This window comes from Paenibacillus sp. JT22N12, from assembly GCF_056269365.1.
In genome coordinates, this window is record NZ_JBWDNU010000003.1 from 62525 (window position 1) to 88597 (window position 26073).

The following is a 26073-nucleotide window of genomic DNA, read 5'->3' on the forward strand; positions in this document are numbered from 1 at the left end:
GTATATCCGACTTCACTTGGATCCGTTATTATTCAATCTTGTGAGGAAGAGGTCCACACCAAATAAACGAAATCATGGAGGAAAACAAATCGTGAAAAATGTACGTAAAACAATCAAAAAGTCCGGAATTGCTTTGGCCGCTGTCGCAATGTTGAGCATTCCGGCAGCCGCAAGTGCCGCAGCTGATTCGTCGTCTGCCTTAAGAGGAGGAGGAGTTGGCCCGATCCTGACAATTCCGCATGTGCCCATTAACATTCAGTTTCATCTCGGTGATGTCAGGCTGCTTGTTTCCCCGGAAACAAGAAATCTTCCTGTTAACTTCCAGCAAAATATTACTTCGATAACGGTGATCCCAACAATCGGCTCTGCGGGGGATTTTAAAGCGGAGATCATCAATAACGGGACACAAATTCGTTTTACAAAAAATACCTTTGCAAGATACGCAAGCGCAAAAATCGTTCTGACCACTTCCAATAACCTTACCGGCTATTACAACATCACGGAAGAAACGCTTTATTAAGCCATTCTTACTCATTTATTTCAACCCAGGCCGGCAGCGATTAATTTCGTTGCCCGGCCTTTTTTATTTATACCAATAATTGGATAGAAACAAACGTCCTGCGGCTGCGTTTATACATTGCAAAAGAAAACTCTGGAAGAGGAGTCTGAACATGAAGATTAGAAATTGCTTCCTTACAGGCGCTGCATCAGCGCTTATGAGTATGATGCTGGTCCATGCAGGGCCGGTCCATGCCGAGACGAATCCCCCGCCTTCTGTATTTCTGGATGGGCATCCGCTGTCCTTTCAGACTGCGCCGGTTATTGAAGGGGGCTACAGTTTCGTTCCCATGCGCTCAATTTTCGAGGCTGAGGGCGCAAAAATTTCCTGGGATACGAGTACGCAAACGGTTACTGCGAATAAAGACGGAGCCATCCTTACATACAAAATTGGAGAAAAAACCGCTTATAAAAATCAAGTAAGGCTGGAGCTGCCCGTATCCGGCAAAATTATCGACGGATCTACCATGGTTCCCCTTCGATTTATTAGCGAAACGCTGGGGAATCTCGTTAAATGGCATGAATATTCACGTTCAATTACGATTTCATCCGTACATGATTATGAAACCACGATCGAATACGGCGTCAACCTGCGCGTTTCTCCCGGGAAAGATACGGATTCCCCCCTCATCCGAATGCTTTCAAAAAACGAGAGAATCCACGTCATCCGGGAAATAGACGCCGATTGGCTGGAAGTGCAGGCCCAGGATAATACAGTCGGTTTCATTTCGGCCAAACCGCTGTATACCGATTATACGAGCCCGGCGCTAGCCGATAAGCAAGCGGATGAGCTGCTCGCCTTCGGATCCAAATTTCTGGGGACCCCTTACGAGTTCGGTGCCGTCTCCGGCCAGACCGACACGTTCGATTGCTCCTCTTTCGTCCGGTATGTTTTCAGCGAAGCATTATCCATCGATCTGCCGCGAGTCTCCTACGACCAGGCCCTGGAGGGAAACAAGGTCGGGATTGACGAGCTGCGCAAAGGCGATCTTCTGTTCTTCAGTGCCCGCGGGCTCGATATCGGGCATGTAGGCATCTATGCGGGAGACGGCCGTGTTCTTCATACTTATTCGAAAGACCAAGGCGTTCACTTCGAGGATTTCGATGAAAAGTGGAAGAAACGTTTTGTAACGGCCAGGAGATTATTCTAAACGCTTTCCTGGCAAGAAGAAACGCTTGATTACGCCATCAGAACCTGTAAATTAACTATGGCCGGGAAACGGGTAAAATCGTTTACCGGCCTTTTTTGTTTCCGTTGCATGCAGTATTTCTGCCCCACAGGTAAAGCCAAGGGAAGGGCCTGCCGTGCGGCAAGCCCTTGGAGGTTCAACGATCATGTCCGTTCATATATCATGGAATATCGTACCTCAGGGGTTTTACTGGTGCCGGAAGCCGCTTGTTGTTTTATTCAAATGCTTTTCCCGGTATTTGCCCGGGGTTATGCCCTCCAGTTTGCGGAAATAGCGAATAAAGTTGGCTGGCGTGTTGTATTTCAACTTTTCGGCGATTTCCGCTATCTTCATATCCGTTTCGGTCAGCCACTGCTGCGCCATCCTCATGCGGTATTCCGCCAAATAATCGCTGAAATTAACGCCCGTTTCCTTGCGGAATACCTTGCTCAAATAATTCGGGCTGTAGTTCATCCGCTTGGCGCAAACCTCCAGCGTAAGATCGGTGTCGAAGCCGGTTTCGATAATGTGGACGATTCCGCTGGAAATGCTCTGATACTGCTCTTCGCGCCGCTGCTCGAGGTGCTGAAGCAGCGGACCCATCACCTCATGCCGGAACCACAGCTCCACCTCCTTGACCGTCCTCAATTGAAACAGATGAATGAACAGGGACTGCTCCGTCATGTTCAACCGGCCCGGGTGCACCCCGGCTTCCTTGACAGCCTGCAGCATCTGCAGCAGCAGACGAACAAATGACATGAAATATTCCTCATGCGTCCGGTCATCGACGGCGATTGCCTCGATCAATCGGGGCAGCAGCCCGAAAGCCTGTTCCCGGTCCGCAAGCTTCAGCGCGTCAAGCAGCTCGCGTTCGAGGGCATCGGGATAATGCTGCGGCAAGCCCTGCTCCGGCTGCACGTCGCCGATGAACAGAATGGATTCCGCGCCCAGCTTCATCCGGTATTTGAGCGCAGTAAGTGCTTCCCCGTAAGCATGACGGATTTGCTTGATATCGGCAAAGACCCGGCTGAAACCGATGCTGATCTTCAGCCCCAGGAAGCTGTCGATCGTCTTCATGATTTGCTGCGCCAGCGAGTCGAGCTGATCCTTGAACCGCTGAGGGTCGGACTCCGTGCCGCCCAGCAGCGTGATCTGGGATTCTCCCATCACCACGGGCGGCAGTCTCCGCTCCGCCGCAACCAGCTCTGCTACGATGTTGTTGACGGCAAACAACAGCAGGTCCCGGTCCTGCTCGCGGAAACGCGTATCCGACAGCGTATCGATCTGGACCGCCATCACGCACATGCCGCTCCAGTTCAAGGGATCGCCGAACAGCAGCAGCCTGTCGCGGATTTCCGTCTTGGTCATATCGCTCTGAAACAGCTTGAATACAAAATATTCCTTCACATTGCGGGATTGTCCCTGTACCTCCTGCAGCAGACGGGATTCCTGCTGCAGCAGTCCGCGAAACCGTTCATTGATCAGGACGAATTCATCACTTGTCGCAGTTGTCCTGTCTGTATCCGGCGAATTCCGCACAATTTCGTACAGATTCCGGATCGGCCGGTACATTTTTCTGGAGCCGAGATACGAAATGAGCAGAGCAGCGGCCAATATGCCCAGACACAGGTACAAGGTGAACCAGCCGATATCCCGTGCCTCCTTGTTGAGCTCGTCGATCGAAACGATAGACGTATATACCCAGCCGTTGTAGGACGATTTGCGGTAGCTTACCCCTACCCGCTCCTGTCCGATGCGGGACTTATAGAACCCGTACTCCGCTCCCGGCACATCCGGTTCCCCGCCGAGGGGCGGCTCCTCCAGCTGATTGTCCGGCAGGCCGCCGTCATTGCCGGAAATAACATGACGCTCTTCGTCCATCACCAGCACCTTGCCAAGCTTCGTATCGCTGCTGATCAGCTTGTTGACCTCGTAAGCCGGAACGGAGAATATAAGCAGTCCCGTAGGGTTCGCGGAATAAGCGGGAATCTTTTTGATCAGCTTGACGGTCGCCGGACCGGCTATCCAGAAGGAGGTTCTCGGGTCGCGGACCCAGCTCGCGTAACCCTTCAGCTCCTCCGCGGACAGCCCGGACAGCCCCGTGCCGTCGACCGACCAGCCGCTCTCCAGACTGATCAGCTGCATGCTCATCATGCCGAGCTCATTGCTTTGCTGCTTGCTCATCGACTCAAGCAGTTCCTTCACCGTGCGGACCCCGCTGCTATTACTGTGCAGCTCTCCCCGCAGGGCGGACGTCACGACCGTTTGATTCATAAATTGGATGGCCGAATAATCGACGAGACGGAGCATCTGCTCGATCTGCGATTCTGTCTGCTGCAGCTGCTGCTGATTGCTCTCGTATACTTTCGTCTGCACGGTTTCAGACGCTTTGAAATAGGAAAAAGCCCCCAGTACAATGACCGGGAACGTCCCTAGCAGCAAGCTGAACCATAAAAGCCTGGACAAAAAAGAAGATGCATACAATTTCATAAATGAAGCCTCCGCCGCTCATGTCTGACGGTCTTTCCCGAGCATTCTTGCCTGCAAGGCCGCAATACCGCGGGAATGTCGGCACATGCGGCGCCTCCCGACCGGACGGGTCCGGCGTAGGAGGCGCCTTGGCGGAAAGCCGCGACGTTATTATTTTTGCACGCTATTGTAGGCCTGGGTAAATTCGTCGATGATCTTGTCGCCGCCTTGTTTACGCCATTCTTCCGTCGCTTTGGCGAAGCCGGCTTCATCGATATCGCCCATGATGAATTTGACGCGGGCATCGTTGATCACCTTGACCAGCTCTGCGCCGATCTCCGAATTAGTCGGGGAGATGAACGGCTCGATCACGCTTGGCACTGCATTCGGCACATTGTCCTTATACAGCTGCTTCACTTTCTTCATCACGTCCGATTCGGTCGGAAACGTCAGGTCCGAAGGCGCGATGCGGAGCTGGCTCAGCGTATCGACCTGATCCTTCCACAGCTGTTCGTTCGTGAACACCGGATTTCCGTTCTCCGTTTTATAATGTACGCCTTCCACCCCGAATGCAAACAGCTTCAAGACTTCCGGATCCATGTTTTTGTCGAAATACGTCAAGATCTGCTTCAGATCCTCTTCCGTCTTGACGCTGGATTTCGGGAACATGAATACGCCGGAATAGCCGGAGTTCGCAGGCAGCTTGTCGCCGCTTGGCCCCTCAAGCCCGAGCACGAAATCGATCTTGGCCTCCGGATTCAGCTTGAACAGATCCGAATGCTTGGCGTTCGCGTCGTCGATGCTGGAGATATACAACCCCGCTTTGCCCTGATTGATGTTGTCCTGAAGCTTCGTCCCCTTGACCGCGCCGAAATCCTGGTTGAGCAGCTTCTCCTCGTACATTTTCCTGAGCAGCTTAAGCGCTTCCATATATTCGTCCGTCATAAAGTCCGGCATAACTTTGCCGTCCTTGACACCCCACTGGTTGAAGCCGCCCATCGCAGTCTCGATCACGACGGTCGTATCCGTCATCAGGTTGTCGTCGGACAGCGACAGGCCGAACGTGTCATTCTTGCCGTTCTTGTCCGGATCGTCCAGAGTAAAGGCCTTGGCAATCGTATACAAGTCGTCGACCTTCTCCGGCTGCTGGAGCCCCAGATTGTCGAGCCAGTCCTGACGGAAAATAACTCCTTTGCGCGCCAGCGGACGGTCGCGGTAGATACCGTAAATTTTGCCGTCGACGGAAATATTGTTGGCGATCTGGTCGTTCCAGTACTTCTGCAAATTCGGATAATCCTTGATATACGGGCCGATCTCCCAGAAGGCCCCGGAGCGGACCGCATTGATGATGGCCGCATTCTTATTGTCCAGCACAACCATCACCTGCGGGAGATTGCCGGAAGCGAGCATTACATTCAGCTTGTCGTTATACGTCGTGCCGGGAATGAATGTCACATCCAGCTTAACGCCCAGTTTCTCCTGCAGCGCCTTGAAGGCGGCGTTGGAATCGTCCGTCGTCGGCGGCTGAGCGGAATAGAACGGCGACATCATGCTGATTCCGACCGGCTGCGGAGCGGCTTCTCCGGATGGTGCGGCAGCGTTGTTGCCGCTGTTTCCCGCTTCTCCACCGCAAGCGCTAAGCAGGGACAGAGCCGCAATCGCGGCTACGCCGGCGCTTGCCATTTTCATTTTCAACCTTCTCGTCTTTCTCATTGAACACCCTCCGTTATTGTAATTATATAAGAAGAAAAGGACGCCGCCGACCTTTAACGGTGCAGTTCGTTTCTTCCCTGAAACCTTATAGAAATTTATAGACGTGAAACTTGCAGATTCGATAAGGGAAGAAGAAACGGCTGCCGCCGACCACCGCGGCGCAGTTTGTTTCTTCCCGCTGCATATAAGACAGCCCGCATATGCCCAGAGGCCGGTTATCCTTTTACCGAACCGAGCAGTACGCCCTTGGCAAAATGCTTCTGCAGCAGCGGATAAAGCAGAAGGACCGGCAGCGCCGCCACCACGATAACCGAATATTTGATGCTCTCCGGCGGAACGACGACCTCCGACAACGCCCCGGCGTCGCCGAAGCCGCCCGCCGACAGCATGACAATCTGGCGCAGCCACACCTGAATCGGCCACATATTCGAATCGTTGATATAAATGACCGCGCTGAAGAACGAATTCCAGTGCCCTACGGCATAAAACAGCGCGAAGGTGGCCATCGCCGGCAGCGACAGCGGCAGCACGATAGAGAATAGAATGCGCAGCTCGTTGCAGCCGTCGATTTTGGCCGATTCCTCCAGCCCTTCGGGAAGCTGCTGGAAGAAGTTGCGCAGCAGGATCAGATTGAACGCGCTGATCGCGGACGGAATCCAGAGCGACCAATACGTATCCAGCATGCTGAAGCTTTTGACGACGAGGTATGTCGGAATGATGCCCCCGTTGAAGAGCATCGTAAATACGACAAGCAGCATGATCTTGCTTCGCCCGCGCAGCGTTTTTTTGGAGAGCGGATAGGCCATCAGCGTCGTCATCAGAAGGTTGATGAAGGTTCCGACGACGGTGATGAGCACGGTGTTCAGCAAGCTTTGGTAAATGACTTTTGTGGCAAAAATAAACCGGTACGCATCCCATGAAATATTCGTCGGAATAAACACGATTTTTTTGACGAGCAGCTCCTCAGAGCTGACCAGCGAACCGGATATGACAAACAGAAACGGCAGAACGGTAATAAGGCCGATAACCGCCAGCAGTGTATAATTGGCCGCGTCGAACGCTCTGCCGCCCCATGTGCGATTCCCCAAGCTAATACACCCCTTCCTCGCCGAATTTCTTCACCAGCGTATTGGCTGACAGAACGAGAATGAGGCTGACGACCGATTTGAACAATCCGACTGTGGTGCTGTAGCTGAACTGCGCATTGAGCAGGCCGGACGTATAGGCATACGTATCGAACACTTCCGCCACGTCGCGATTTCCGGAATTCAGCATCAGGAAAATTTGCTCGAAGCCCGAATCGAGAAAGCTGCCCAGCCGCAGAATAAGGAGAATCACGATCGTCGTCTTGAGCGCAGGCAGCGTGATATGCCATAATTGCTGCCAGCGGTTGGCACCGTCGATGCGTGCAGCTTCGTACTGCTGCAGGTCGACGCCAGCCAGCGCTGCCAGGAAAATAACCGTCCCCCAGCCCATTTCCTTCCAGATGACCTGCGAGGTGATCATTGTGCGGAACCAGTCGGGGCTCAGCAGGAAGTTGATTTTGTCCCCGCCGATGGAAGCGAGCGCTTCGTTGACAATCCCTCCTTCCGTAGTCAGCATCGTGTAGGTCAGCCCGGCCACGACGACCCATGAAATAAAATGCGGAACGTAAATGACTGTCTGCACAATCCGCTTGTACGCCTGCTTCCGCACCTCGTTCAGCATAAGCGCCAATATAATAGGCAGCGGGAAGAAGAAGAGCAGATTGTACACCGCCAGCACCAGTGTATTGCGGAACAGCATCCAGAAGGCCGGATCGGCGAAGAAGCGCTGGAAATGCTTCAAGCCGACCCATTGGCTGTGCAGAATGCCCGCGAACGGCTGATAGTCCTGAAATGCAATAACGACGCCAAGCATCGGCAGATACTTGAGCAACACAAAAAATAAGAGGCCGGGAAGCAGCATGGCATACAGCAGTTTCTCCTTGCCAATATCCAGCAACAGCTGCCTGAAATATCCCCGTTCGGACGGTTGCGGCCAGATTGCGCTGCCGTCCGCCCGGTTCCCCGGCTTTGAAGCCGCTGCCCTTCTCATCTTGAACCCACCTTTCCCTGAAAACGTTGACACCCCCATCGTAATGCCGGGCTTCCGTTTCCGTCGATAATCATTATGTTCCCAGTTGCCCGCATGAAAGGCAAAAGCGGTATATAACGGGCAAAAATATTCATTTTCTGCCACTTGCTTATCATCTTCTATTCAGTCCCACAAGGGATGACGATTAAAGCGGGCATGCCTTCATAGACTGTTATCCCGTCGCAGACGATCTCGCAATGAACCGGCTTCATATGGATGTCGATGCGGCGTCCCCTGTGCACATATCCCGTGATGGAAACCCGTCCCTCGGAGGGCGGCTGCGGAAATACCTTAAGCGATCCGTCCGGTGCGGGCTGAAGACCCGCCATCCCGAACAAAATGGCTTCGGCGCCGGACAGGCCGGCGATGACGTTCGCCCGTTTATGAGCCGGCACCGCCGGACGGTCGCAATAATGCTCCTGGGGGAAATACGGCAAATGTTGACCCATCCATAGCAATCTCCTTAAGACATCCCAAGCCTTCGCGGATTCGCCGGCTTCCCATAAGATAAGGGCAAGCATGGATGCTTCTCCCGTGTAGCAGCCTCCGCCCGACCAATCCGGATCGTTCAACTCATAATGCAGCGGATCTTCCGCCGATATGCTGCTTACTCCATAAGGAGCGAGAAACGCGCCTTCCCGCAGATGCGACAGCAGCGCCTCCTTCATCGATTCGGTGCACACGCCCATCCGCAGGGTATCGTATGCCTGGATCGTGTACACCCGTTCCTGATGCCCGTCCGGGTAGACGCAATTGAACCACCCCGCCTCTTCATCCCACAGATGATCCCGGATCGACTGCCGGATCCGCTCCGCCTTGCCCCGCCATAACGCCGCTTGTTCGACCGCGGCTTGTCCGGTCGGCGCGTTCCCTTGAGCCTCTTCCTCCCCGGCTTCCATCTGCCCGGCATTCCGGCCTGGACGGGCATTTTCGCCGCTATCCCGAACATCCGAATGTTCGGCCAGGTCCGCCAGCAGATCATAGCACCAGGCCCGCTCGGCATTGGGACTTGCGACGATATGCTCATGCGCGGCGCTTCTCATTTCCAGCAAATTATGCTGGCTGCCGTAATCGAGCAACTCCCAGCGGGCAGGAAACCTCTCCTCCTCGCTCAGCAGCAGCCTGTGCATCGTCCCGTACAGCTGTCGTCCTTCGCCGTTCTGCTGCATATTGCTCCACACCAGATTAAAGAACGACCACATATTGTAGGAATAGGGCACGTCCTTGCCGGCTCCGCTTGGCGAAAATCTCGAATGGCTCTCGATGCCGCTATTGGCCATAAGCGTCGCCAGCTCAATCATTTTGCCGCTGCCGATCATCATGGCCAGCATTCTTCCCGCGTAGCCGCCCGTATCCCACGGATAGCAGCAAACTCCCGCACCCTCCATGCCGGATACAACCGGGAAAGGCGACATGGCGAAATCCGGATGCTCCCACAGGCAGACCAGTCCGCTGGCAAGGGAACGGTTATAATAGTCGTCCAGCCCGGAAATATCGCTTTCCAGACGGGGCACGGAGCCGCACATCCGTTCAATACGCTCCCGCCAGACATCTTCCGTCCGTTTCTCCCAATCCGCCAAGCTTCCGGGCGGACATTCCTCGCCGCAACGCGTCAGTACAACGGAAAAGCGGTATACCGCTTCCTCACCCGGAGCCAGCAGGGATGACCGCTCGTCATCCTGAAGCAGCGTCAGCCGCGCTTCCTCATTCTCCCAAATACCGGGGGCAATCATCTGCGCCGGTTCTCCCGGCTCAGGGTGCCCATAATCCCAATCGTCCAGCGGCTGGAAGCGGAGGCGCCCCGGCGTCAGACGAGGCTTAACGCCAACTTGCATGCTCCGGTCCGTGCGGTTGAGGATTGCCGCGCTCAGCACAAACCCGGCGCTGTCCGCCAGCGGTACGAGACTGCTCCGGACGGATAAGGAGATGAGCCGGCCTTCGTGCATATAGTGATACGTGCCTCGGCGCGTAATCCGGTCCGGCCGCCACTCGCCCCCTGCATACAGCAGCCCGCAGTCCCCCTTCCCCAAATTCCCGGTATCGCTAACCGCATGCCCGTCGGCCTCGATATCCAGCAGCAGCTGAACGTCGCGCGCCGCGAACGGCGGGGAGAACAAGCCTTTCACGCCTGCCGCAGTATTGGCAAGGGGAGCGGCCGTGCCTCGGCCGCTTCCCACCCAGATATGATGGGCTGGTGCGAGGCTCGCCCGCAAATCGAAAGCAAAGTCATCCAATTGAAAATTCATCGTTTCACCGGTCCTTACACTGCAGTTTGTATTATCCGCGAGAACATGTTCATGGCGCGGACATTGCCCTTCTTAATCGTAAGGACGGTTCCGGTTCAGGTCGATATTCATTTCCGGGGCAGTTTGGGCGTTCCTTGGAGGGATGAGGCTTTTGAAGGCGCATCGTATTCAATTTCTTTTGCGGAGCATTCATTTCCGGCCTGTGAAGCGGGGGTTGAAATCAGGCGTGAAGCGTTATGCGGGTCTGCAGCGAGCTGATCGTGCCATGCCGCAGCCCTTTCGGCATCAAACCTCCTTCTCAAAAAAATTGTTCTAGACAAATTATGATCCAGATTCCCCCATACGCTCACCAAAACCCCCATTTCCCTTGAAAACAGGCACTTCGCCCGGAGAAAAGGAAAAATTTATATAGACAAATTAACCGAAGCTTTACATGCAGTTAGCATTCGTCGCACTTTTCTTTATTCCCTACTAACATTCTGCACTTATGCTGAATACAGGTGATCATCCTAAGTTGTGGCCATGGCAAGGAGTGAATGGAGTCCATTATGACAAATCGTTATTCAGATATCTGCGCTACTCTCATCCGGGAAATTGATCAGGGACTCTTCAATGAAGGCGAGAGACTGCCGACGGAGAAGGAGCTGTGCAGCCGGTTCGAGGTAAGCCGGGAAACGATCCGCAGATCACTCAAGCAGTTGATCGAGCTTGGGCGGATTCACGGCATCCAGGGTTCGGGTTATTATGTGCGGCGTCAAGGCCAGCATATGAAAAGCACCATCAACCGCTTTTCCAGCATCACCGAGCTGATTCGGAACGCGAATTTGACCGAAGGCGATCTGGAGGTTCAAATTTTCAAACGCAAGCCCGATGCGCAGGAGATTCAACTGCTGGATCTGAACAGCCAGGACGTTGTATTTGTCATCGACCGGATTCGAACGGCCAACCGCGAGCCGGTGGTCTACTCCAAAAACATCCTTCCCCAAAGTATTGTGGGAGCCGATTTTCCGGAGAAGTTCGAGCCCGGCTCATTGACCAAATGCCTCAGTCAGAAGTATGGCATTACGATCGCAGAGGCGTTGATGGAAATATGCGCCGTGACGGACGAGGACATGCTCCCGTATCGTCTGAAGATGAGCAATTCCCCCCTGCTGAAATTCATTCAGGTGCATTACGATGCCAAGGGGGCGCCGGTCTTTCTCTCGTACGATTTTATGCGCAACGATATGATCCGTTTTTTTGTCAGGCGCACCTGAGATTCGGCTTCGCGATTTCATCGCCTGAGCATCCGATTGTCCAAAATTCATTTGTCGAGGAGAATGCTACGTGAAAATCCAGCCCATGCTTCACTGGAAGTACACTGCCGCAATTATTGCCGTACTGACCCTGCTGCTTTCCGGATGCGGACAGGCCGTTCAGGAAACAGCCAACAATACGAAGCAGGTGGAAAGCGGCCAGAACCCCAATACGGCCTCGGATATCGATACAGGCGGCACGAAGGAGAACATCGTTCAGACGACCGGAGATGTGGAAATCGTGCCGATCGAAGTCATGACACCCGACTCCTCCGCTCCGGCCCGGGCGAACAATTTCATTAAAGCTGCCGATATGCTCAATGCCCAGCTGGAAAAGGAAAACGCCAAGCAGCGGGTCAAGGTCAACGCCGTCGTTAAGCCGCTGGCCGACGAGGATTTCAAGCAAAATTTCATCTTTGCCTCCAAATCGGGCAATGCCTCCGATATCTATGCAACCACCTTTTCCAATATCGGCTGGATGGCGGACGGGGATTATCTGCTGAATCTCGACGGAATTGAGAAAGAAGACGTCTTCAAAAACCAGATTGCCGGCTACTGGGATGCGGTGACCTGGGATAAGAGCGTCTGGGGCGTCATTCAGGATACGGAAGCCCGCCCGGTCTATTTCTGGAAGCCTGCGCTGAAGAAGCTTGGCTGGACGGACGAGCAGATCGCGGAGCTGCCGGGCAAGGTCGAGAAGGGCGAATTCACGATGGACGACATGGACAAGATCGCCAAGGACGCCGTCGACCAGAAGATTGTCCAGAACGGGTTTGTGCCGACTACCGGCCAGAGCGACCTGGCTCTCCTCTTCTACAGTCACAATGTGGAGATGTATGACCAGGAGAAGGCTGAATATGTGCTGGATAAAGCCCATATGACCGATACGCTGCAGTGGATCAAACAGCTGCTCGATTCCAAGGTGCTGCCTGCAGCTGCGCTCGCAGCTCCCAAGGACGACAACCTAAAGGCAATGATCAACGGAGAAACGATGTTCATGGTCGCCGGCGTCTGGGATGAAGCGAAATGGAGAACGCGCGGCATGGAGAAAACGCAGGGGAACGTTTCGACGGACTTCATTATGGAAAATATCGGCGTCATGCTGATGCCTCCTACGGAGAAAGGCGGCAAGCCCGTCACCGTATCCGGACCGTGGACATACGTCGTCAGCAAGCAAACGAAGTACCCGGAGCTGGCCAAACGCCTGCTGACCTATGTCAGTGCGCCGGAGCTGCAGAAGGAGCATGACGAGCAAAGCTCGCATCTTCCGTTCACAAAGGAGGGTCAGGAGCAGATCAAAGACAATGTATGGCTGAATGCCAACAGCTATTTGATCAACTATTCGAAATTTATTCCGAATGATCCCGACCAGCCCAAATTCGCAAAAATTTATACGGATGCCATCAAAAACATCGCTTCAGGCAAAAGCCCCGAAGAAACGGTGAAGTGGATGGAAGAGCAAATGAAGCTGAATCTTGACAAATTTACGGTAAAGTGATGTGGTCGGCATGAACGCTATGCATAACGATACCAAACCGCAATTCCCCCAGCAGGAAGCTGGGGGATTGCGCGGCAAGCTGCGGGAATACGGCATCTCGGGAATGATGCTGAGTCCGTTTTTGTTTAATCAATTCGTCCTGTTTGCCGCGACAGCTGTCATCGTCATCCTGATCGCCTTCACCTCGATGGACTCGGCGCTGCGCTTTGATTTCAGCGGGCTGACGAATTTCCGCAAAGCGCTGATCGACCCCAAGGTCGGGCTCATTATCGCCAATACGGTCCTGTTCGTCATATCGACGCTGGTCATACAGATCGCCTGGGGATTTGTCATTGCGGTAACGACCACCCATTATGTGCGCAATCAGACGGTCGGTTCCCTGTTCAGAACGATCTGGCTGCTTCCCCGCGTTTCGCCGGGCGTGGTCGAGGCGCTGCTCTGGACATGGATTCTAAGCCCCAGCAAGTACGGTGTGCTGAATACGATTATGCATGCCTGGTACGGCTGGGAGCCTGTAGCCTGGCTGGATAAATACCCGATGCTGATCAATATTCTGCTGTCGGGAGTCATGGGTTCTACGCTGTCCATGATCGTATTCTCTTCTGCGCTGCAGGCCGTGGACAAATCCTACTTCTATGTTGCCCGCGTGGATGGAGCCACCGAATGGAGCATTCTATGGAAGCTGATCGTTCCTTTCCTCCGGTGGCCGCTTACCTTTCTTGCGGTATGGCAGGGGCTCGGCCTGCTCACCAGCTACGAATCCATCCTGCTGCTGACCGACGGCGGGCCGGCCAACCGCTCGGAGACCTGGGCGCTCTACGCGTTCCATACGGCGTTCTTCACATTGGATTTTGGCTATGGCTCGGCAATCTCGCTGTTCATACTGCCCATCATTGTCATTGCCATGGTGGTGTCGTACCGGTTGTTCGGCTTCCGCAAATTAATGGGAGGCGCCCGCTGACGGGCGACGAAAGGAGGCTTTATACATCATGCCAGGCAAAACGGTTGAAGCCGGTACACTGCCGGTTCGTCCGGTTCGATCGGAGAGCTTTACGCCGCCGGTCCGGATCGGACGCATCAGGGGACTGCCCAATCTATTATCGATCGTCCTGTTGACCATTGTGACGGTACCGCTGCTGTTTATTTATGTATGGCTTATTCTGATTTCATTCGGCGGCGAGATGGTCAACGGCATCATGCCGCATGGCTTTACCTTTCAGAACTGGAGCTTCCTCTGGTCGGAGCTTAAGGTTGACGGCATGGTTTATCCGAGCATCTGGGGCATTTTTGCCAATACGCTGATCATTGCCGTCGGCTCCTCCGTGCTGGAGGTGTCTGCCGGCCTGATGGCGGGCTATGTCATTTCCCGGGCGAATTTCCCGGGGAAAAACGGCCTGCTGCACTCCACGATGCTTACTCACGCCTTCCCTGCCGTGACGTCGCTGATCGCTTCCTTCTATATTCTCAACGAGCTGGGGCTGATCAATACGCTCGGCGGCATCATTCTGCTGAAGGGCTTTGCCGGACTCGGCATGTCGACCTGGATTATCAAGGGCTTCTTCGACGATGTGCCCAAGGAGCTCGAATGGGCCTCCAGCGTAGACGGCAGCAGCCGGATCAAGACATTCATGGCGGTCTATCTGCCACTCGTCTGGCCGGGAATCGTGGCGGTCTCCCTGTTCGCTTTTCTGAGCGGCTGGGGCGAATATATCATGGTTTCGGTTTTCTTGTTTGACGACAATATCAACACGCTTTCGCTGATCGTCCGGAGTCTGTTCTCGGAGACGTCCACGGCAAGCTATGGCGTCGTGATGGCAGTGGGCAGCTTCTATATGCTGCCATGCCTGATTCTGTATTTCTTCTCCCAGCGCGCGCTGATGAGAATGAAAATGTAAAGGAGGCTTCGTCATGCGCATTGAACTGCAGCATGTTTCCAAACGCTACGAAGCGGAAGCGCCGTCCGTCAAGGACCTGAGCCTGTCGGTGCAGGACGGCGAGCTGATGACGATTCTGGGCCCGAGCGGCTGCGGCAAGTCCACCACGCTGCTGATGATTGCGGGCATCTTCCCGCCTACGCAGGGCGATATCCTGTTCGACGGGCACCGGGTGAACAACGTGCTGCCGAAGGATCGGCGAATCGGCATGGTGTTTCAGAATTCCGCGCTGTATCCGAATATGAATGTTCTGAAAAATATCGAATTTCCGCTGAAAAATATGGGCGTTGCCCGCAAAGAAAGAGTGCAGCGCTCCGAAGAGGCGGCGCGGATGGTGCAGATGAGCGATTATCTGCGGCGCAAGCCGGGCCAGCTCTCCGGCGGACAACGCCAGCGGGTCGCCATTGCCCGGGCGGTTGTGAAACGGCCGGGGCTGCTGCTGCTCGATGAGCCCTTGTCCAGCCTGGACGCCAATCTGCGGGGAAATATGCGCGAAGAAATCAGGCGCCTGCAGAAGGAGCTGGGCATTACGACCATTATGGTCACGCATGATCAGGAAGAGGCGCTCTCCATGTCCGACAAAATTGCCGTGATGAACGCCGGGGAACTGCAGCAGATCGGCACTCCGCTTCAGCTGTACAACGCTCCTGCAAACTGGTTCGTCGCCAATTTTCTCGGCATGCCCGCAATGAATGAGCTAATGTGCAGCTGGCGCGCCGACGGCTGCCTGCAGATAGCAGATACAGGCCAGACTATTCCCGTGAATGGCGGGTCCGGGCTCAGCGCTCTGCATCAGGGTCAAGAGATGCGGCTTGCCTTCCGCCCCCACCAGGTCTCGCTGATCACGGCCACCGGGCAATTCCGGGATACCGATTTAAGAGGCAGAGTCGCTTCCGTTGAATTTACCGGAAGAGAGCGCCTCGTTCATATCCGGATTGGCGATACAGCCATAAAGGTGTATGCCGATATGGCCGAATCTCTTGATGAGCATCAGGAAATCGCCATTCGGCTGGACGCCGATTATTACTTGTTCGACCGGGAATCGGGCGAGAACCTCAGGCTGCCCGCCGCGGGCGGACAGCCGAAAATAAGTGAAACGGGAGACATGCCTTTTGTTAAACAAGCAGCCTATTCCCTCTAATCAACAAACCGAGCAAAGCATCCCGATCCGCTGGATCGTCTCCGATCTGGACGGTACGCTGCTTGATTCCAGACAGCAGATTCCTCCCGAGCTTGTCCGGCGAATCGCCCGCTTCACCCAATCGGGCGGACGCTTCACGTTCGCTACAGGAAGAACCCTGAGCGCGGCCATGCCGTTTATCTCATTGCTTCAGGTGACATCACCTGTTATTTTGTTCAACGGCGCCCGCATCTATGATCCGGTCTCGGGCACCTATCTGACGGAGCACTATCTGGAACCGCCCGCAGTCCGCCATGTTATGCGCATGTACGAGGAGGCCGGTACCGCCGGACAACTCGATCTGCTGCTGTTTCACCAGGAGGGCATCTTCAGTACAGCAATGTCGGAGCAGGTAAAGCAGCAGATGCGCAAGGACGGCGTCGTCATCGAGAAGGCATCGCCGCTGTGGATGGAGTCCATATCCGGCAAAGTGACCAAGCTCATGCTGCTTGGGCCCGAAGCCGAAATTATCAGCTTTCAAAAATCCGCATCCGCAATCCCGCTTAATACCGTCCAGTCCGAACGGCAGCTGCTTGAGGTGCTGCCTTCCGGGATCAACAAGAGCATCGCCTTGTCGGCGATGATTCGGCTGGTCGGAGCGGAAGCGGACGGCTTCGCCGCTGTCGGAGATAATCTGAACGACCTGGAGATGATCGGCTCGGTCCGCAACGGGTTTGCCGTCGCGAACGCCAATCCCGTCGTCAAGGCCGCAGCCGCGCATGTGCTTGCCCGCAGCAACGAGAAATCGGCGCTGCTCGACGTCATTGACTTTGCGGAGTCCACCTGGCCGTCCGGGCATGGATGGCCAGGTACCTGACAAAACAATTAATGAGGAGATGCGACAACGATGATGACCCCTACCAATCATGCGATTTTATCCGAATACGAGCTGCCGCCGGGAACGATATTCCCCAGCTCCGCTCCGCGCTACCCCAACATCTGGGTTCTGGTGCATGAGTCGCTGGCAGCCAATTACAGGGCTGCGATTACTTTAGTTATGCAGCAGCTTGAAGAATGCACCGACATGTACAATGATTTCGGCTATGCGCATACAGGCGAGGGCTGCGACGCGTTTGCCCGCAGACGGGGCCTTCAGCCCGTTCATCTGGGTCCGGACGGCGCAAGAAGCCACGATCACTGCGTGCATCTGAGGTTTTATTACTCCCCGCTTTACGCCGGAAATCCGGTCGAGACTGCTGAGGGCCGCTATTATCAAGTGGCTGCCAGCGTGCATTACGAGGTTGACCGTCCCAAGAAGTTCCATCCGTATGTCGACGAATGCCCGTATTGCGGATGCACAGGCGAATATGAGGCCTATATGGGCGGCACCATCAAGGATAAGAACGAGAAGGTTCATGATCCGCTTGGCGTGGAGCTGGTTCTATACGGCACCATCCGGGGCGAAGCCATTGTCGCCTACGACGGGTTGAACCGCCTGGAGGACAAGTATGACGTCCGCATAAGCGAAATCGTTCCGGGTCCGGACCGGTCGGATATCACGACGGCCAAGGTTGGTGTTGTTTTTCTGGCCCCCCGCAAATAACGGTTCCAAGGACATGATGGAGGGAGGAAATCAGATGAGCAAGCTTCGTTATGGAATTATCGGGATCGGCAACATGGGATCCGGTCATATCAAACTGCTGCAGGCCGGTAAAATTAAAGGCGCCATACTGACAGCCGTATGCGACTTGTTTGAGTCCAAACGCGAATTGGCCCGAAAGCATCTGCCGGATGTGGAGGTTTTTGAAGATTCAACGGCAATGATTGATTCCGGTCTTGTGGATGCGGTTATCGTGGCCACTCCGCATTACGATCATCCTTCGGAAGCGATCAAGGCTTTTGGCAAAGGCATGCATGTTCTGATCGAGAAGCCTGCAGGCGTCTATGTCAAGCAGGTGCGTGAAATGAATGAAACTGCCGCGAAGAGCGGCACCAAGTTCGGTATCGTCTACAACCAGCGGATGAATCCGCTCTATCAGAAGCTCCGCGAATTGATCTCCTCCGGAGAGCTCGGGGAAATCCGCCGGACCAACTGGATCATTACGAACTGGTACCGCTCGCAGGCTTATTACGATTCCGGAACCTGGCGTGCGACCTGGGGCGGCGAGGGCGGCGGCGTTCTGATCAATCAATGCCCCCATCAGCTCGATCTGTGGCAGTGGACCATCGGCATGATGCCGACAAGGATTCGCGCATTCTGCCAGATGGGCAAGCACCGCGATATCGAGGTGGAGAATGATGTGACCGCCTACGCGGAATATGAGAACGGCGCTACAGGCGTCTTTATTACGGCAACGTCGGAGGCTCCGGGCACCAATCGTCTGGAGGTGTCGGGCGACCGCGGCAAAATCGTCATCGAGGACGGCAAAATGACCTTCTGGCGGCTTCGTGAATCGGAGACCGAATTCAATAAACGCAATACCAGCTCCTTCGGTTCGCCGGAGGTTTGGAAGTTCGAAATCCCCGCTCAAGGTCCGAGCCCGGAGCATGCCGGCATCCTCCAGAATTTCACGGATGCGGTGCTGCATGGAGCGCAGCTGGTTGCCCCCGGCGAGGAAGGAATTGACGGGCTGACGATTTCCAATGCCATGCATCTGTCCACCTGGCTGGACGGCTGGGTCGATCTTCCATTTGACGAGAATCTGCACGAGGCCGAGCTGAATAAGCGTATCGCGGGGTCCAGCTTCCAGAAGCAGACAAGCCCGGAGACAGCAGTCAAGCCTGCCGGTCTTTAGCGGAACGTTTTAATCCATCTAACGTCGTTTAATTGTGCTGCTTTTCCGCCCGATGGACAAATTGAAACCGAGGAGTGTTTTCCATTATGAAAAAAAGCCAAATAGCCGCCCAATTATATACAGTGCGTAATTTCACGAAAACTGCCGAGGATCTGGATGCTTCCCTCAAAAAGATCAAGGAGATCGGTTATGAGGCGGTACAGGTATCCGGTATTGGCCCCATTGAGCCGGAGGCTGTCCGGGAAATGTGCCAGCGGCATGGTTTGACGATTTGCGCAACGCATGTTCCATTTGAATGGCTGCTTCATCATCTGGAGTCCGTTATGAAGGTTCACCAATCCTGGGGCTGCCGCTACGTCGGAATTGGATCGATGCCTGCCGAATACAGAACCGGCTTGGCAGGCTATCAGGAAATGGCCCGGACTCTGTCCGGTATCGGCGCGAAGCTGTCCGAGGCGGGTCTTGAGCTGATTTATCATAACCATAAGTTCGAATTTGAGAAATTTGAAGGCAAGCCAGGTCTGGAGTGGCTGCTGGATGCAGCGGATGCCGCGCATGTCGGTTTTGAACTGGATACGTATTGGATTCAAGCAGGAGGCGCCGATCCGGTGAAATGGGTCCGCAAGGTTGAGGGGCGGATGAAGGTCATTCATTTGAAGGATATGGCGATCGTGGACGACACGCAGGTGTTTGCAGAGATTGGCGAAGGAAATATGGACTGGCCAGCCGTTATCGAGGCATGCCGGGAGACTGGCGTAGAGTGGTATGTTGTAGAACAGGATAAATGCTCAGGAGACCCTTTCGAAAGCCTGGCGGTCAGCTATCGCACCCTCAGCAATTGGGCTGACTAACACCGAATATACTCCGCTTTCAAGCCCGAAAATGCTGATTCATAACAAAATTCGATCAGCTTGATAACAGAACTTTATCAGCCGCGGGGTATTAACATGATAAGATAACAGTAATGCTACAGATCGGAAGTGTTTACTCATGACGTTCTCCTGGAAGCGCAATCTGTTGGTCTTATGGGTCGGCTCCTTCTTCGTCAGCACCGCTTACTCCGTTTCGATCCCCTTCCTTCCCATTTTCCTGCACGATCAGTTGGGCGTGCAGGATCACCTTGAAACCTGGACCGGCATTACCTTTGCCATCACCTTTCTCGCCGCCGCGCTAATTGCCCCTTTCTGGGGATCGCTTGCCGACCGCTATGGACGGAAGCCGATGATGATCCGTGCGGGCATCTGCCTGACCGCCACCTATCTGCTCTATTTTCTTGTGCAGAATCCCTACGAGCTGATCGCCGTGCGTATTCTGGAAGGTCTGTTGGCGGGATATATTCCGGCTACCGTCGCCCTGGTCGCAACCAACACGCCGGAAAATCATGCGGGCTACGCGCTCGGTATTTTGTCAACCTCTACCGCTGCGGGAGGCATTATCGGTCCTCTTGCCGGTGGTCTGGTCAGCCAGTGGATCGGCAATCGCGAAGCGTTCATTGTCTCGTCCGGGCTTGTCTTCATTGCCTTTTTCATCGCGATCATCTGGGTGAAGGAGGTAAAAATAACGCCGTCCGCCACGCGGCGCAAAATATCCGCAGACTTGAAGGAAGGCGCGTCGAACCGCGGACTGATGGTCCTTTTGGGCATCACGCTGGCTGTCTCCACGTCCGTGATGATCATCGAGCCGCTGTTGACGGCGTATGTGCTGAAGCTGGGGGCCTCCGAAGGGTCGGCTACGCTCAGCTCAGGCATTATTTTCTCATCGGTCGGTATCGCGACGTTAATCGCCGCTCCGATATGGGGCAAAATCGGGGGAAGGATCGGCTACGGGAAGGTTCTCCTCATCGGATTGGCGGGCGGAGGCATCGGCAATTTGCTGCAAATCGCGTTTCATGACCTGGTCAGCTTCGGGGTTTTACGCTTCGTCTACGGCTTCTTTTTCGCCGCCGTCTACCCGGCGATCAGCGCATCCATCGTCCGTGCGACGGATTCCGGCTTTCGCGGCCGCGCCTTCAGCCTGAATCAATCTGCTACCCAGATGGGGTTGATGCTCGGTCCGGTGACCGGCGGATTATTAGCCAATTTGATCTCCATTCCTGCCGTTTTTCTGATCAATGGCACCTGCATGCTGGTCATTGCCGTACTGGTCAGGAACCGAACTTACTCCTTCAAGCCGGCAATCGCGGGCAGCGCCGATGCCGATGCTGCCGCCAACAAAAGCAAGGCCGCGACATAACGCCGCGGCCTTGCTTTATTTTAATCCGCCTGCCCTTGGAGAATCGGCAGACGGATAACGAAGGAAGTGCCTTTGCCGGGATTGCTCAGCACCTCGACGCTGCCTTCGTGCTCATCGAGAATCCATTTGGCTATGGATAATCCAAGACCCGTACCGGGGGTGACGGCTTCTACAATTGGCCTGATGTCAAAGCTGTTTTTTTGTATTTGCTGCCCCGCATCCGCTCTTGCGAGGACCAGAAGATCATTAACCAATCTCCTCATTCGGTTGGCTTCATCTACGATGTCATTAAGCGCCTCCACAGACAGCTCCATCTCATTTTTGTCCGTCAGGCGGTTTGGCGTTCCATTGTAAGCCGTCCATATTTTCTGAAGAAACTCGGCATTTCCGCTAATCGTCGTGAGCGGAGTTCTCAATTCATGGGAGGCATCTGCCACAAAGCGGCGCTGATTCACATATAATCTGTCCAATTCGGCGTAATTCGTCTGAATGCGTTCAAGCATTCCGTTAATCGTTTTGCTTAATAGACTGACTTCATCTGCGGCGTTCTGAAATTGCACTCTTTTGCCCAAATCCTCGCTGCTTTGGATTTGCTGCGTCTCTTCTATTAAAGTGTAGATGGGTTTCAGGGACCGCCTGGCTGACAGCCACCCGATGTACGAAGCCAGGATTACAACCAGGAGCGAGAGGGAAACGAGCAGAAACCGCAAAATCGATAAAAACTTGCTTATAACGCCTATATTATAGGCCGACTGTATGACCCCAACTACATGATCGTCAAGCATCAAGGGATCATTATATATGAGGAAGAGCGAATGCTGGACTTTTGTAGTGACATAATAGCCCTGCTTCTTCTCGTCAAGCGTCTTATGGGAAAAGGGCAGCTCGACCGTTCCCAGGTTTATTGACCTTTCTAGAGCGCCATTGATCAGATTGACCGCCTGGATATACATACCTGTCTGTACCGTATCGAATTTATCCAATCGGATGGATAGATCCCAGCCTGAAGGGTCAACCTCCACCATATATTTCACATTTTCCTGAAAAGCATTGGTTTGAGCCTTAAGCGACGACTTCAGATCGTTAAAGATATAGAGCTGCAGGAAGCTGTATAAGGCAACGCCAAACAGGAGCAAGGTGGAAGCCAGGATGCATGAGTATAATAAAGTCAACCTCAAGCGGATTGTCATAAAGTCCTCCGATTGCTTTTCCTTTATTATCCAACCTTTAACTTAAAGCAGCCTTAACAGAACATAAAAAAAGAGGAGCTGCTCCGAAGCAGCCCCTCCATTCCATACATTCACCATATACTGCTCAACCGGCTCCCATGTCCATTTCGGCTTTGACCGGCAGGCCCGCCTGCGCGTGCTCCGGTGCTTTCTGGTTCATGATCGGCATCATGACCAATGCGCCGAGAAGGAACAGCAGGCCTGAGCCGGTATAGATCGATACCAGTGAGAACGCATCCTTCAACACGCCGGCAAAAGACATGGAGACAACCATCATGCCGACGAACATAGGATTCAGCACCCCGTTCACCCGGCCGACAATGGAGGCGTGCGACCATTTCAGGATCATCGTGCTGATCCCGATATGAATGCAGGGGAATACGAGCCCGTTCAGAAACTGCACGGCAAGCGTGATTGGCACGCTCGTCGAATACCCGACAATGACCGTGCAGACGGCGCCAACCAGCATGCCGATGGCAAGCAGGAGCTGCGGTGCGACACGCTTCGCGAAAACAGCTACGAGCCCGCCGCCGATCAGCATGGCGACACCATTGACCATCAGCAGGTATTGCAGAAATTCCTTATCCCTGCCGAGCCGCTCCGTGACGATGAACAGATTGAGCGCCTGGGCAACGCCAACAGCGAGACCGGCCAGAACGAACGCCAGTCCGAGCATCCGAAGCACCTGACTCTGCCAGACATAACGGAAGCCCTCGACGAATTCTTTGCGGAACTGACCTTTTACGGCCACTGCCCGCGGCTCCGACTTATCCTGGGGCAGGCGGAACAGGACGAGAGCGGAAAGCAAAAAGACCACGCCCATAACGGCTATTGACGTTTCCAGCCCAAACGTGCTGTAAGTAAAGGTACCAATCATCGGCCCAAGCACCATGAAGATCGCCATCAGCGACTGGAACAATGCCATCCCTTGCTGCAGCTGCTCTTCCGGCACATGCTGCTTGAACAGCCGCATGCCTGATGGCTGCGAGAACTGCGAGAGAATGGCCGAGATAAATGCGACCAGGTAAACGGATTGCCAGGATCCGAAATGAATGGTCAGCAGCACGACGAACACCGATACCGCAGACAACGTGTCGCACCAGATCATGGTCAGCCTCGGCTTCCAGCGGTCGGCGAACGTGCCTCCGATGAACGAAAATACGAAAATAGGCGCGAACTCCGCTATGCTGATCAGCGATATCGCGTATGGATCGTTGTTCGTTCTATCCGCAACGTACAGGAGAATCGCGAAATTACGTACCCAAATGCCGAGCTGCAGCAGCACATTGGATAATAGAATCGTCTGCAGGAAACGATTGCCGAGAAGACTCGGCGCGGCAGTGCCTTTCTGTTGTGTATCCAAACTTATTAACCTCCTCATTCATTCATATCCTAAAATATATTGGAAACTCATCCAGGGATCTTGTGAATATTTCCACATATGGTTATTTACAGCTCACTTTTTCCCCATCCCTAATTATACGTCCCTTCTGCCTGTTTTCCTCCTTCCAGGGACTGATTTAATTAAATACTTTGTCATTATTCACACCGTATCCAATTGCTCCGAAAGCGATGTCCAATGATCCTCGATCCAATGTATTTCTCCGATAAACCGGCCAAGCAGCCCGCGCAGCCCGCTTTCCGTGCGAACCTCCGTACGGAGCCACCAGAGGGATTCGATCAGGTAAAGCATGCGCATCCCCCGGGTGAGCGTGCCTTGCGGAACTTCCAATTGTTCACGGTACCCGTCCATAAACGCCCGGGCTGCCTCCAACCGCATCCGGTCATCTAGCAAAGCCCCCGACAGAACCGCACGGGCCACATCGATTTCCTGGTACGCCATCGACATGCGGTCAAAATCGACAATACCGGCCAATCCCTGCTCATTCAGCACCATGTTATCCACCCACAAATCCCAGTGCAGCCATCCTGTCGTGCTTGATTCAAACATGCGAAAATCCATTGATAATACAATGGCCTCTGACCGCCTGAGCCACTCCATCACAGTCTTATCTTCCGCCGCCTGCGCCTTTTCCCAGTTGTCCTGCCATTCTCTCAGATAGGCGTCCTTGTCCGGCTTCCAGGCAGGCTTGTCCAACGGCGGTACGGACCGCAGCCACTTGTGCATTCGCCCGGCCGCCGCGCCTAATTCAAACATTTGAGCGGCATTCAGGCACCCGGCTTGAGCCGTGTACCCATCCACCCAATCCAGCACCGTATAAAACAAGCCCGAAGGCGTTTCCTGTATGAACTGCCCGTTGAAAAGGTAAACCCCTGGACATGGTATTCCGGCAGCGCTCAGCCCGTTCTGCAGCTGGAGCGTCTTCTCGATCGCGCTTCTTCTCTCGGGACGCGCATGCAGCTTGTAGCGCTCCGGGTGATAATACTTGACAAATACCGGTCCTTGGTCCGTTATCATCTTCCACTTGACGTTGAGCCAGCCCTTATCGATCGGCGCCGCTTCCCTTACCGATAGTCCAAACCGGTTCTTAAGATGAACCGCGATTTCCGCTGCCCAGTTCTCTTCCACATCTTGAGTCATAAACTGCAAACCTGTCCCTTCAACGAGTAGATTGTGATGCATGACGCCCCATTGCGGCAGCCTTCCATCGATCTTCCATTGTACATGATTAAGTAGAACGATGCCGCACCCGACATTGCCCAAGTCCAAGAGGTCTCCTATCGGCGAAAGCGTGAGGAGGCTGCCGCCTCAATTTCAACCTCGGCGGAATGCCGAATTTCCCTATCCGGTCGAGGAATTCATCCCATGCCAAGCGAATCGCTTGTGGACCTGCGCTCGTATTCCGGTTTTCTCATTTCCCGTCCCCCTGCCCGTCAATATGGCTTATCGCCCTAATCGTCATAGCCAGTAAATATACGAATATACATTCGCCTTTATTTTGTTAATTCCTGTTATCATCCGAAGATAAAGGAAATTTTATCCGCGCATCTCCCAATACCGGACTGTGGACTGGCTCAAATTGACTGGCGGCATTGCATAAAGCTATAATACTCAACAAAACAAATAGAAGGACGGTGTCCCCCCCTTTGATTACGGGAACGAAAGTTGAATTGCGGCCTGTGTCGCTGGAAGACTTTAAACGAACATACGAATGGCGCAACGATGAGGAAACCGTGAAATTACAGTCAGGAACCAGCCTGTTTCGCTTTAGCCATATTCCCTCCGAGCAATTGGAAGGCTCTTATGAGAAAGCAATACTAAATCTGGACAAGCGTGAAGAGGGGAAATTCAGCATCTATACACGCGGGGAGCAACAGAAGCATATCGGCTTGATTGTTTACAGGGAATTGAACATTATCTCCCGGCGCTGTACGATAGGCATCGGAATAGGCGATAAAGAATATTGGAACAACGGCTACGGATCGGATGCCTTGAAGGCGCTCATCCACTACTTGTTCCAGACCATGAATCTCAATCGTGTGCAGCTCGATACCTGGAGTGGAAATATGCGTGCAATCCGCTCCTATGAAAAATGCGGTTTTGTTGTCGAAGGGCGTTTGCGTAATGATGCCTATATTGATGGGAAATACTACGATACTGTTATCATGGGGCTGTTAAAAGAAGATTTTAAATACTGATGTTGCTTGGCGCCTGCAAGCGCTGTTGACAAATCGGGGAGGGCTGCCAAACGGCAGCCCTTTATCTTTTATGTTGGAGGATAGCTGCTAAGTCTATATG

21 protein-coding genes are annotated in these 26073 nt (G+C 53.9%); 13 read left to right on the top strand and 8 right to left on the bottom strand.

Annotation, left to right across the window (positions count from 1 at the left end):
* Positions 1 to 16: 16 nt before the first annotated feature.
* Positions 17 to 520, top strand: coding sequence for a hypothetical protein (locus tag AC0YOA_RS11720; RefSeq protein ID WP_475786707.1), 504 nt, complete (start codon positions 17 to 19; stop codon positions 518 to 520).
* Between the two features lie 151 nt (positions 521 to 671).
* Positions 672 to 1709 carry a stalk domain-containing protein gene (locus AC0YOA_RS11725; RefSeq protein ID WP_475786708.1) on the top strand — a complete coding sequence of 346 codons (1038 nt, stop codon included), beginning with the start codon at positions 672 to 674 and terminating at the stop codon, positions 1707 to 1709.
* A gap of 225 nt (positions 1710 to 1934) precedes the next feature.
* Here AC0YOA_RS11725 and AC0YOA_RS11730 read toward each other — a convergent pair whose 3' ends face one another.
* The 5 genes from AC0YOA_RS11730 to AC0YOA_RS11750 all read right to left on the bottom strand — a co-directional run bounded on the left by AC0YOA_RS11730 (position 1935) and on the right by AC0YOA_RS11750 (position 10270).
* Positions 1935 to 4217: a helix-turn-helix domain-containing protein gene (locus tag AC0YOA_RS11730; protein ID WP_475786709.1), complete on the bottom strand. Its 2283-nt coding sequence runs from the start codon at positions 4215 to 4217 to the stop codon at positions 1935 to 1937.
* A gap of 150 nt (positions 4218 to 4367) precedes the next feature.
* Positions 4368 to 5909: an extracellular solute-binding protein gene (locus AC0YOA_RS11735; RefSeq protein WP_475786710.1), complete on the bottom strand. Its 1542-nt coding sequence runs from the start codon at positions 5907 to 5909 to the stop codon at positions 4368 to 4370.
* 215 nt (positions 5910 to 6124) lie between these two features.
* A complete protein-coding gene (locus AC0YOA_RS11740) occupies positions 6125 to 7003 on the bottom strand; it encodes a carbohydrate ABC transporter permease (RefSeq protein WP_475772380.1) in 879 nt (292 codons plus the stop codon).
* Positions 6999 to 7985 carry an ABC transporter permease gene (locus AC0YOA_RS11745; RefSeq protein ID WP_475786711.1) on the bottom strand — a complete coding sequence of 329 codons (987 nt, stop codon included), beginning with the start codon at positions 7983 to 7985 and terminating at the stop codon, positions 6999 to 7001. The genes AC0YOA_RS11740 and AC0YOA_RS11745 overlap by 5 nt, the downstream gene beginning before the upstream one ends.
* A gap of 158 nt (positions 7986 to 8143) precedes the next feature.
* The gene (locus AC0YOA_RS11750) at positions 8144 to 10270 is read right to left on the bottom strand and encodes an MGH1-like glycoside hydrolase domain-containing protein (RefSeq protein ID WP_475786712.1); all 2127 of its coding nucleotides are present in this window, start codon (positions 10268 to 10270) and stop codon (positions 8144 to 8146) included.
* A gap of 548 nt (positions 10271 to 10818) precedes the next feature.
* Here AC0YOA_RS11750 and AC0YOA_RS11755 point away from each other — a divergent pair.
* The 10 genes from AC0YOA_RS11755 (at position 10819) to AC0YOA_RS11800 (ending at position 21144) form a co-directional block, all read left to right on the top strand.
* Entirely contained in the window at positions 10819 to 11526 is a 708-nt protein-coding gene (locus AC0YOA_RS11755; protein WP_475786713.1) for a GntR family transcriptional regulator, read from the top strand.
* A gap of 70 nt (positions 11527 to 11596) precedes the next feature.
* The gene (locus AC0YOA_RS11760) at positions 11597 to 13063 is read left to right on the top strand and encodes an ABC transporter substrate-binding protein (RefSeq protein WP_475786714.1); all 1467 of its coding nucleotides are present in this window, start codon (positions 11597 to 11599) and stop codon (positions 13061 to 13063) included.
* Between the two features lie 10 nt (positions 13064 to 13073).
* Positions 13074 to 14024, top strand: coding sequence for a carbohydrate ABC transporter permease (locus AC0YOA_RS11765; protein WP_475786715.1), 951 nt, complete (start codon positions 13074 to 13076; stop codon positions 14022 to 14024).
* Positions 14025 to 14052: 28 nt separating this feature from the next.
* The gene (locus tag AC0YOA_RS11770) at positions 14053 to 14958 is read left to right on the top strand and encodes a carbohydrate ABC transporter permease (RefSeq protein WP_475772319.1); all 906 of its coding nucleotides are present in this window, start codon (positions 14053 to 14055) and stop codon (positions 14956 to 14958) included.
* 13 nt (positions 14959 to 14971) lie between these two features.
* Entirely contained in the window at positions 14972 to 16138 is a 1167-nt protein-coding gene (locus AC0YOA_RS11775) for an ABC transporter ATP-binding protein (RefSeq protein ID WP_475786716.1), read from the top strand.
* Positions 16110 to 16994 (top strand): HAD family hydrolase, encoded by an 885-nt coding sequence (locus tag AC0YOA_RS11780; protein WP_475786717.1) that lies wholly within the window; start codon positions 16110 to 16112, stop codon positions 16992 to 16994. The genes AC0YOA_RS11775 and AC0YOA_RS11780 overlap by 29 nt, the downstream gene beginning before the upstream one ends.
* Positions 16995 to 17024: 30 nt before the next feature.
* Positions 17025 to 17720, top strand: a complete 696-nt coding sequence (locus AC0YOA_RS11785) for a hypothetical protein (RefSeq protein WP_475786718.1) — start codon at positions 17025 to 17027, stop codon at positions 17718 to 17720.
* A 34-nt stretch (positions 17721 to 17754) separates the two neighbouring features.
* A complete protein-coding gene (locus AC0YOA_RS11790; protein WP_475786719.1) occupies positions 17755 to 18912 on the top strand; it encodes a Gfo/Idh/MocA family protein in 1158 nt (385 codons plus the stop codon).
* 86 nt (positions 18913 to 18998) lie between these two features.
* The gene (locus AC0YOA_RS11795; protein WP_475786720.1) at positions 18999 to 19763 is read left to right on the top strand and encodes a sugar phosphate isomerase/epimerase family protein; all 765 of its coding nucleotides are present in this window, start codon (positions 18999 to 19001) and stop codon (positions 19761 to 19763) included.
* Between the two features lie 139 nt (positions 19764 to 19902).
* Positions 19903 to 21144 carry an MFS transporter gene (locus AC0YOA_RS11800; protein WP_475786721.1) on the top strand — a complete coding sequence of 414 codons (1242 nt, stop codon included), beginning with the start codon at positions 19903 to 19905 and terminating at the stop codon, positions 21142 to 21144.
* 20 nt (positions 21145 to 21164) lie between these two features.
* On the opposite strand, the gene AC0YOA_RS11805 is transcribed toward AC0YOA_RS11800, so the two are convergent.
* From AC0YOA_RS11805 to AC0YOA_RS11815, 3 genes are all read right to left on the bottom strand, one after another.
* The gene (locus AC0YOA_RS11805; protein ID WP_475786722.1) at positions 21165 to 22334 is read right to left on the bottom strand and encodes a sensor histidine kinase; all 1170 of its coding nucleotides are present in this window, start codon (positions 22332 to 22334) and stop codon (positions 21165 to 21167) included.
* A gap of 124 nt (positions 22335 to 22458) precedes the next feature.
* Positions 22459 to 23736 (bottom strand): MFS transporter, encoded by a 1278-nt coding sequence (locus AC0YOA_RS11810; RefSeq protein ID WP_475786723.1) that lies wholly within the window; start codon positions 23734 to 23736, stop codon positions 22459 to 22461.
* 180 nt (positions 23737 to 23916) lie between these two features.
* Positions 23917 to 25038 (bottom strand): phosphotransferase enzyme family protein, encoded by a 1122-nt coding sequence (locus tag AC0YOA_RS11815; protein WP_475786724.1) that lies wholly within the window; start codon positions 25036 to 25038, stop codon positions 23917 to 23919.
* A 383-nt stretch (positions 25039 to 25421) separates the two neighbouring features.
* On the opposite strand from AC0YOA_RS11815, the gene AC0YOA_RS11820 reads away from it, so the two are divergent.
* Positions 25422 to 25973 carry a GNAT family N-acetyltransferase gene (locus tag AC0YOA_RS11820; RefSeq protein ID WP_475786725.1) on the top strand — a complete coding sequence of 184 codons (552 nt, stop codon included), beginning with the start codon at positions 25422 to 25424 and terminating at the stop codon, positions 25971 to 25973.
* Positions 25974 to 26073: the final 100 nt, after the last annotated feature.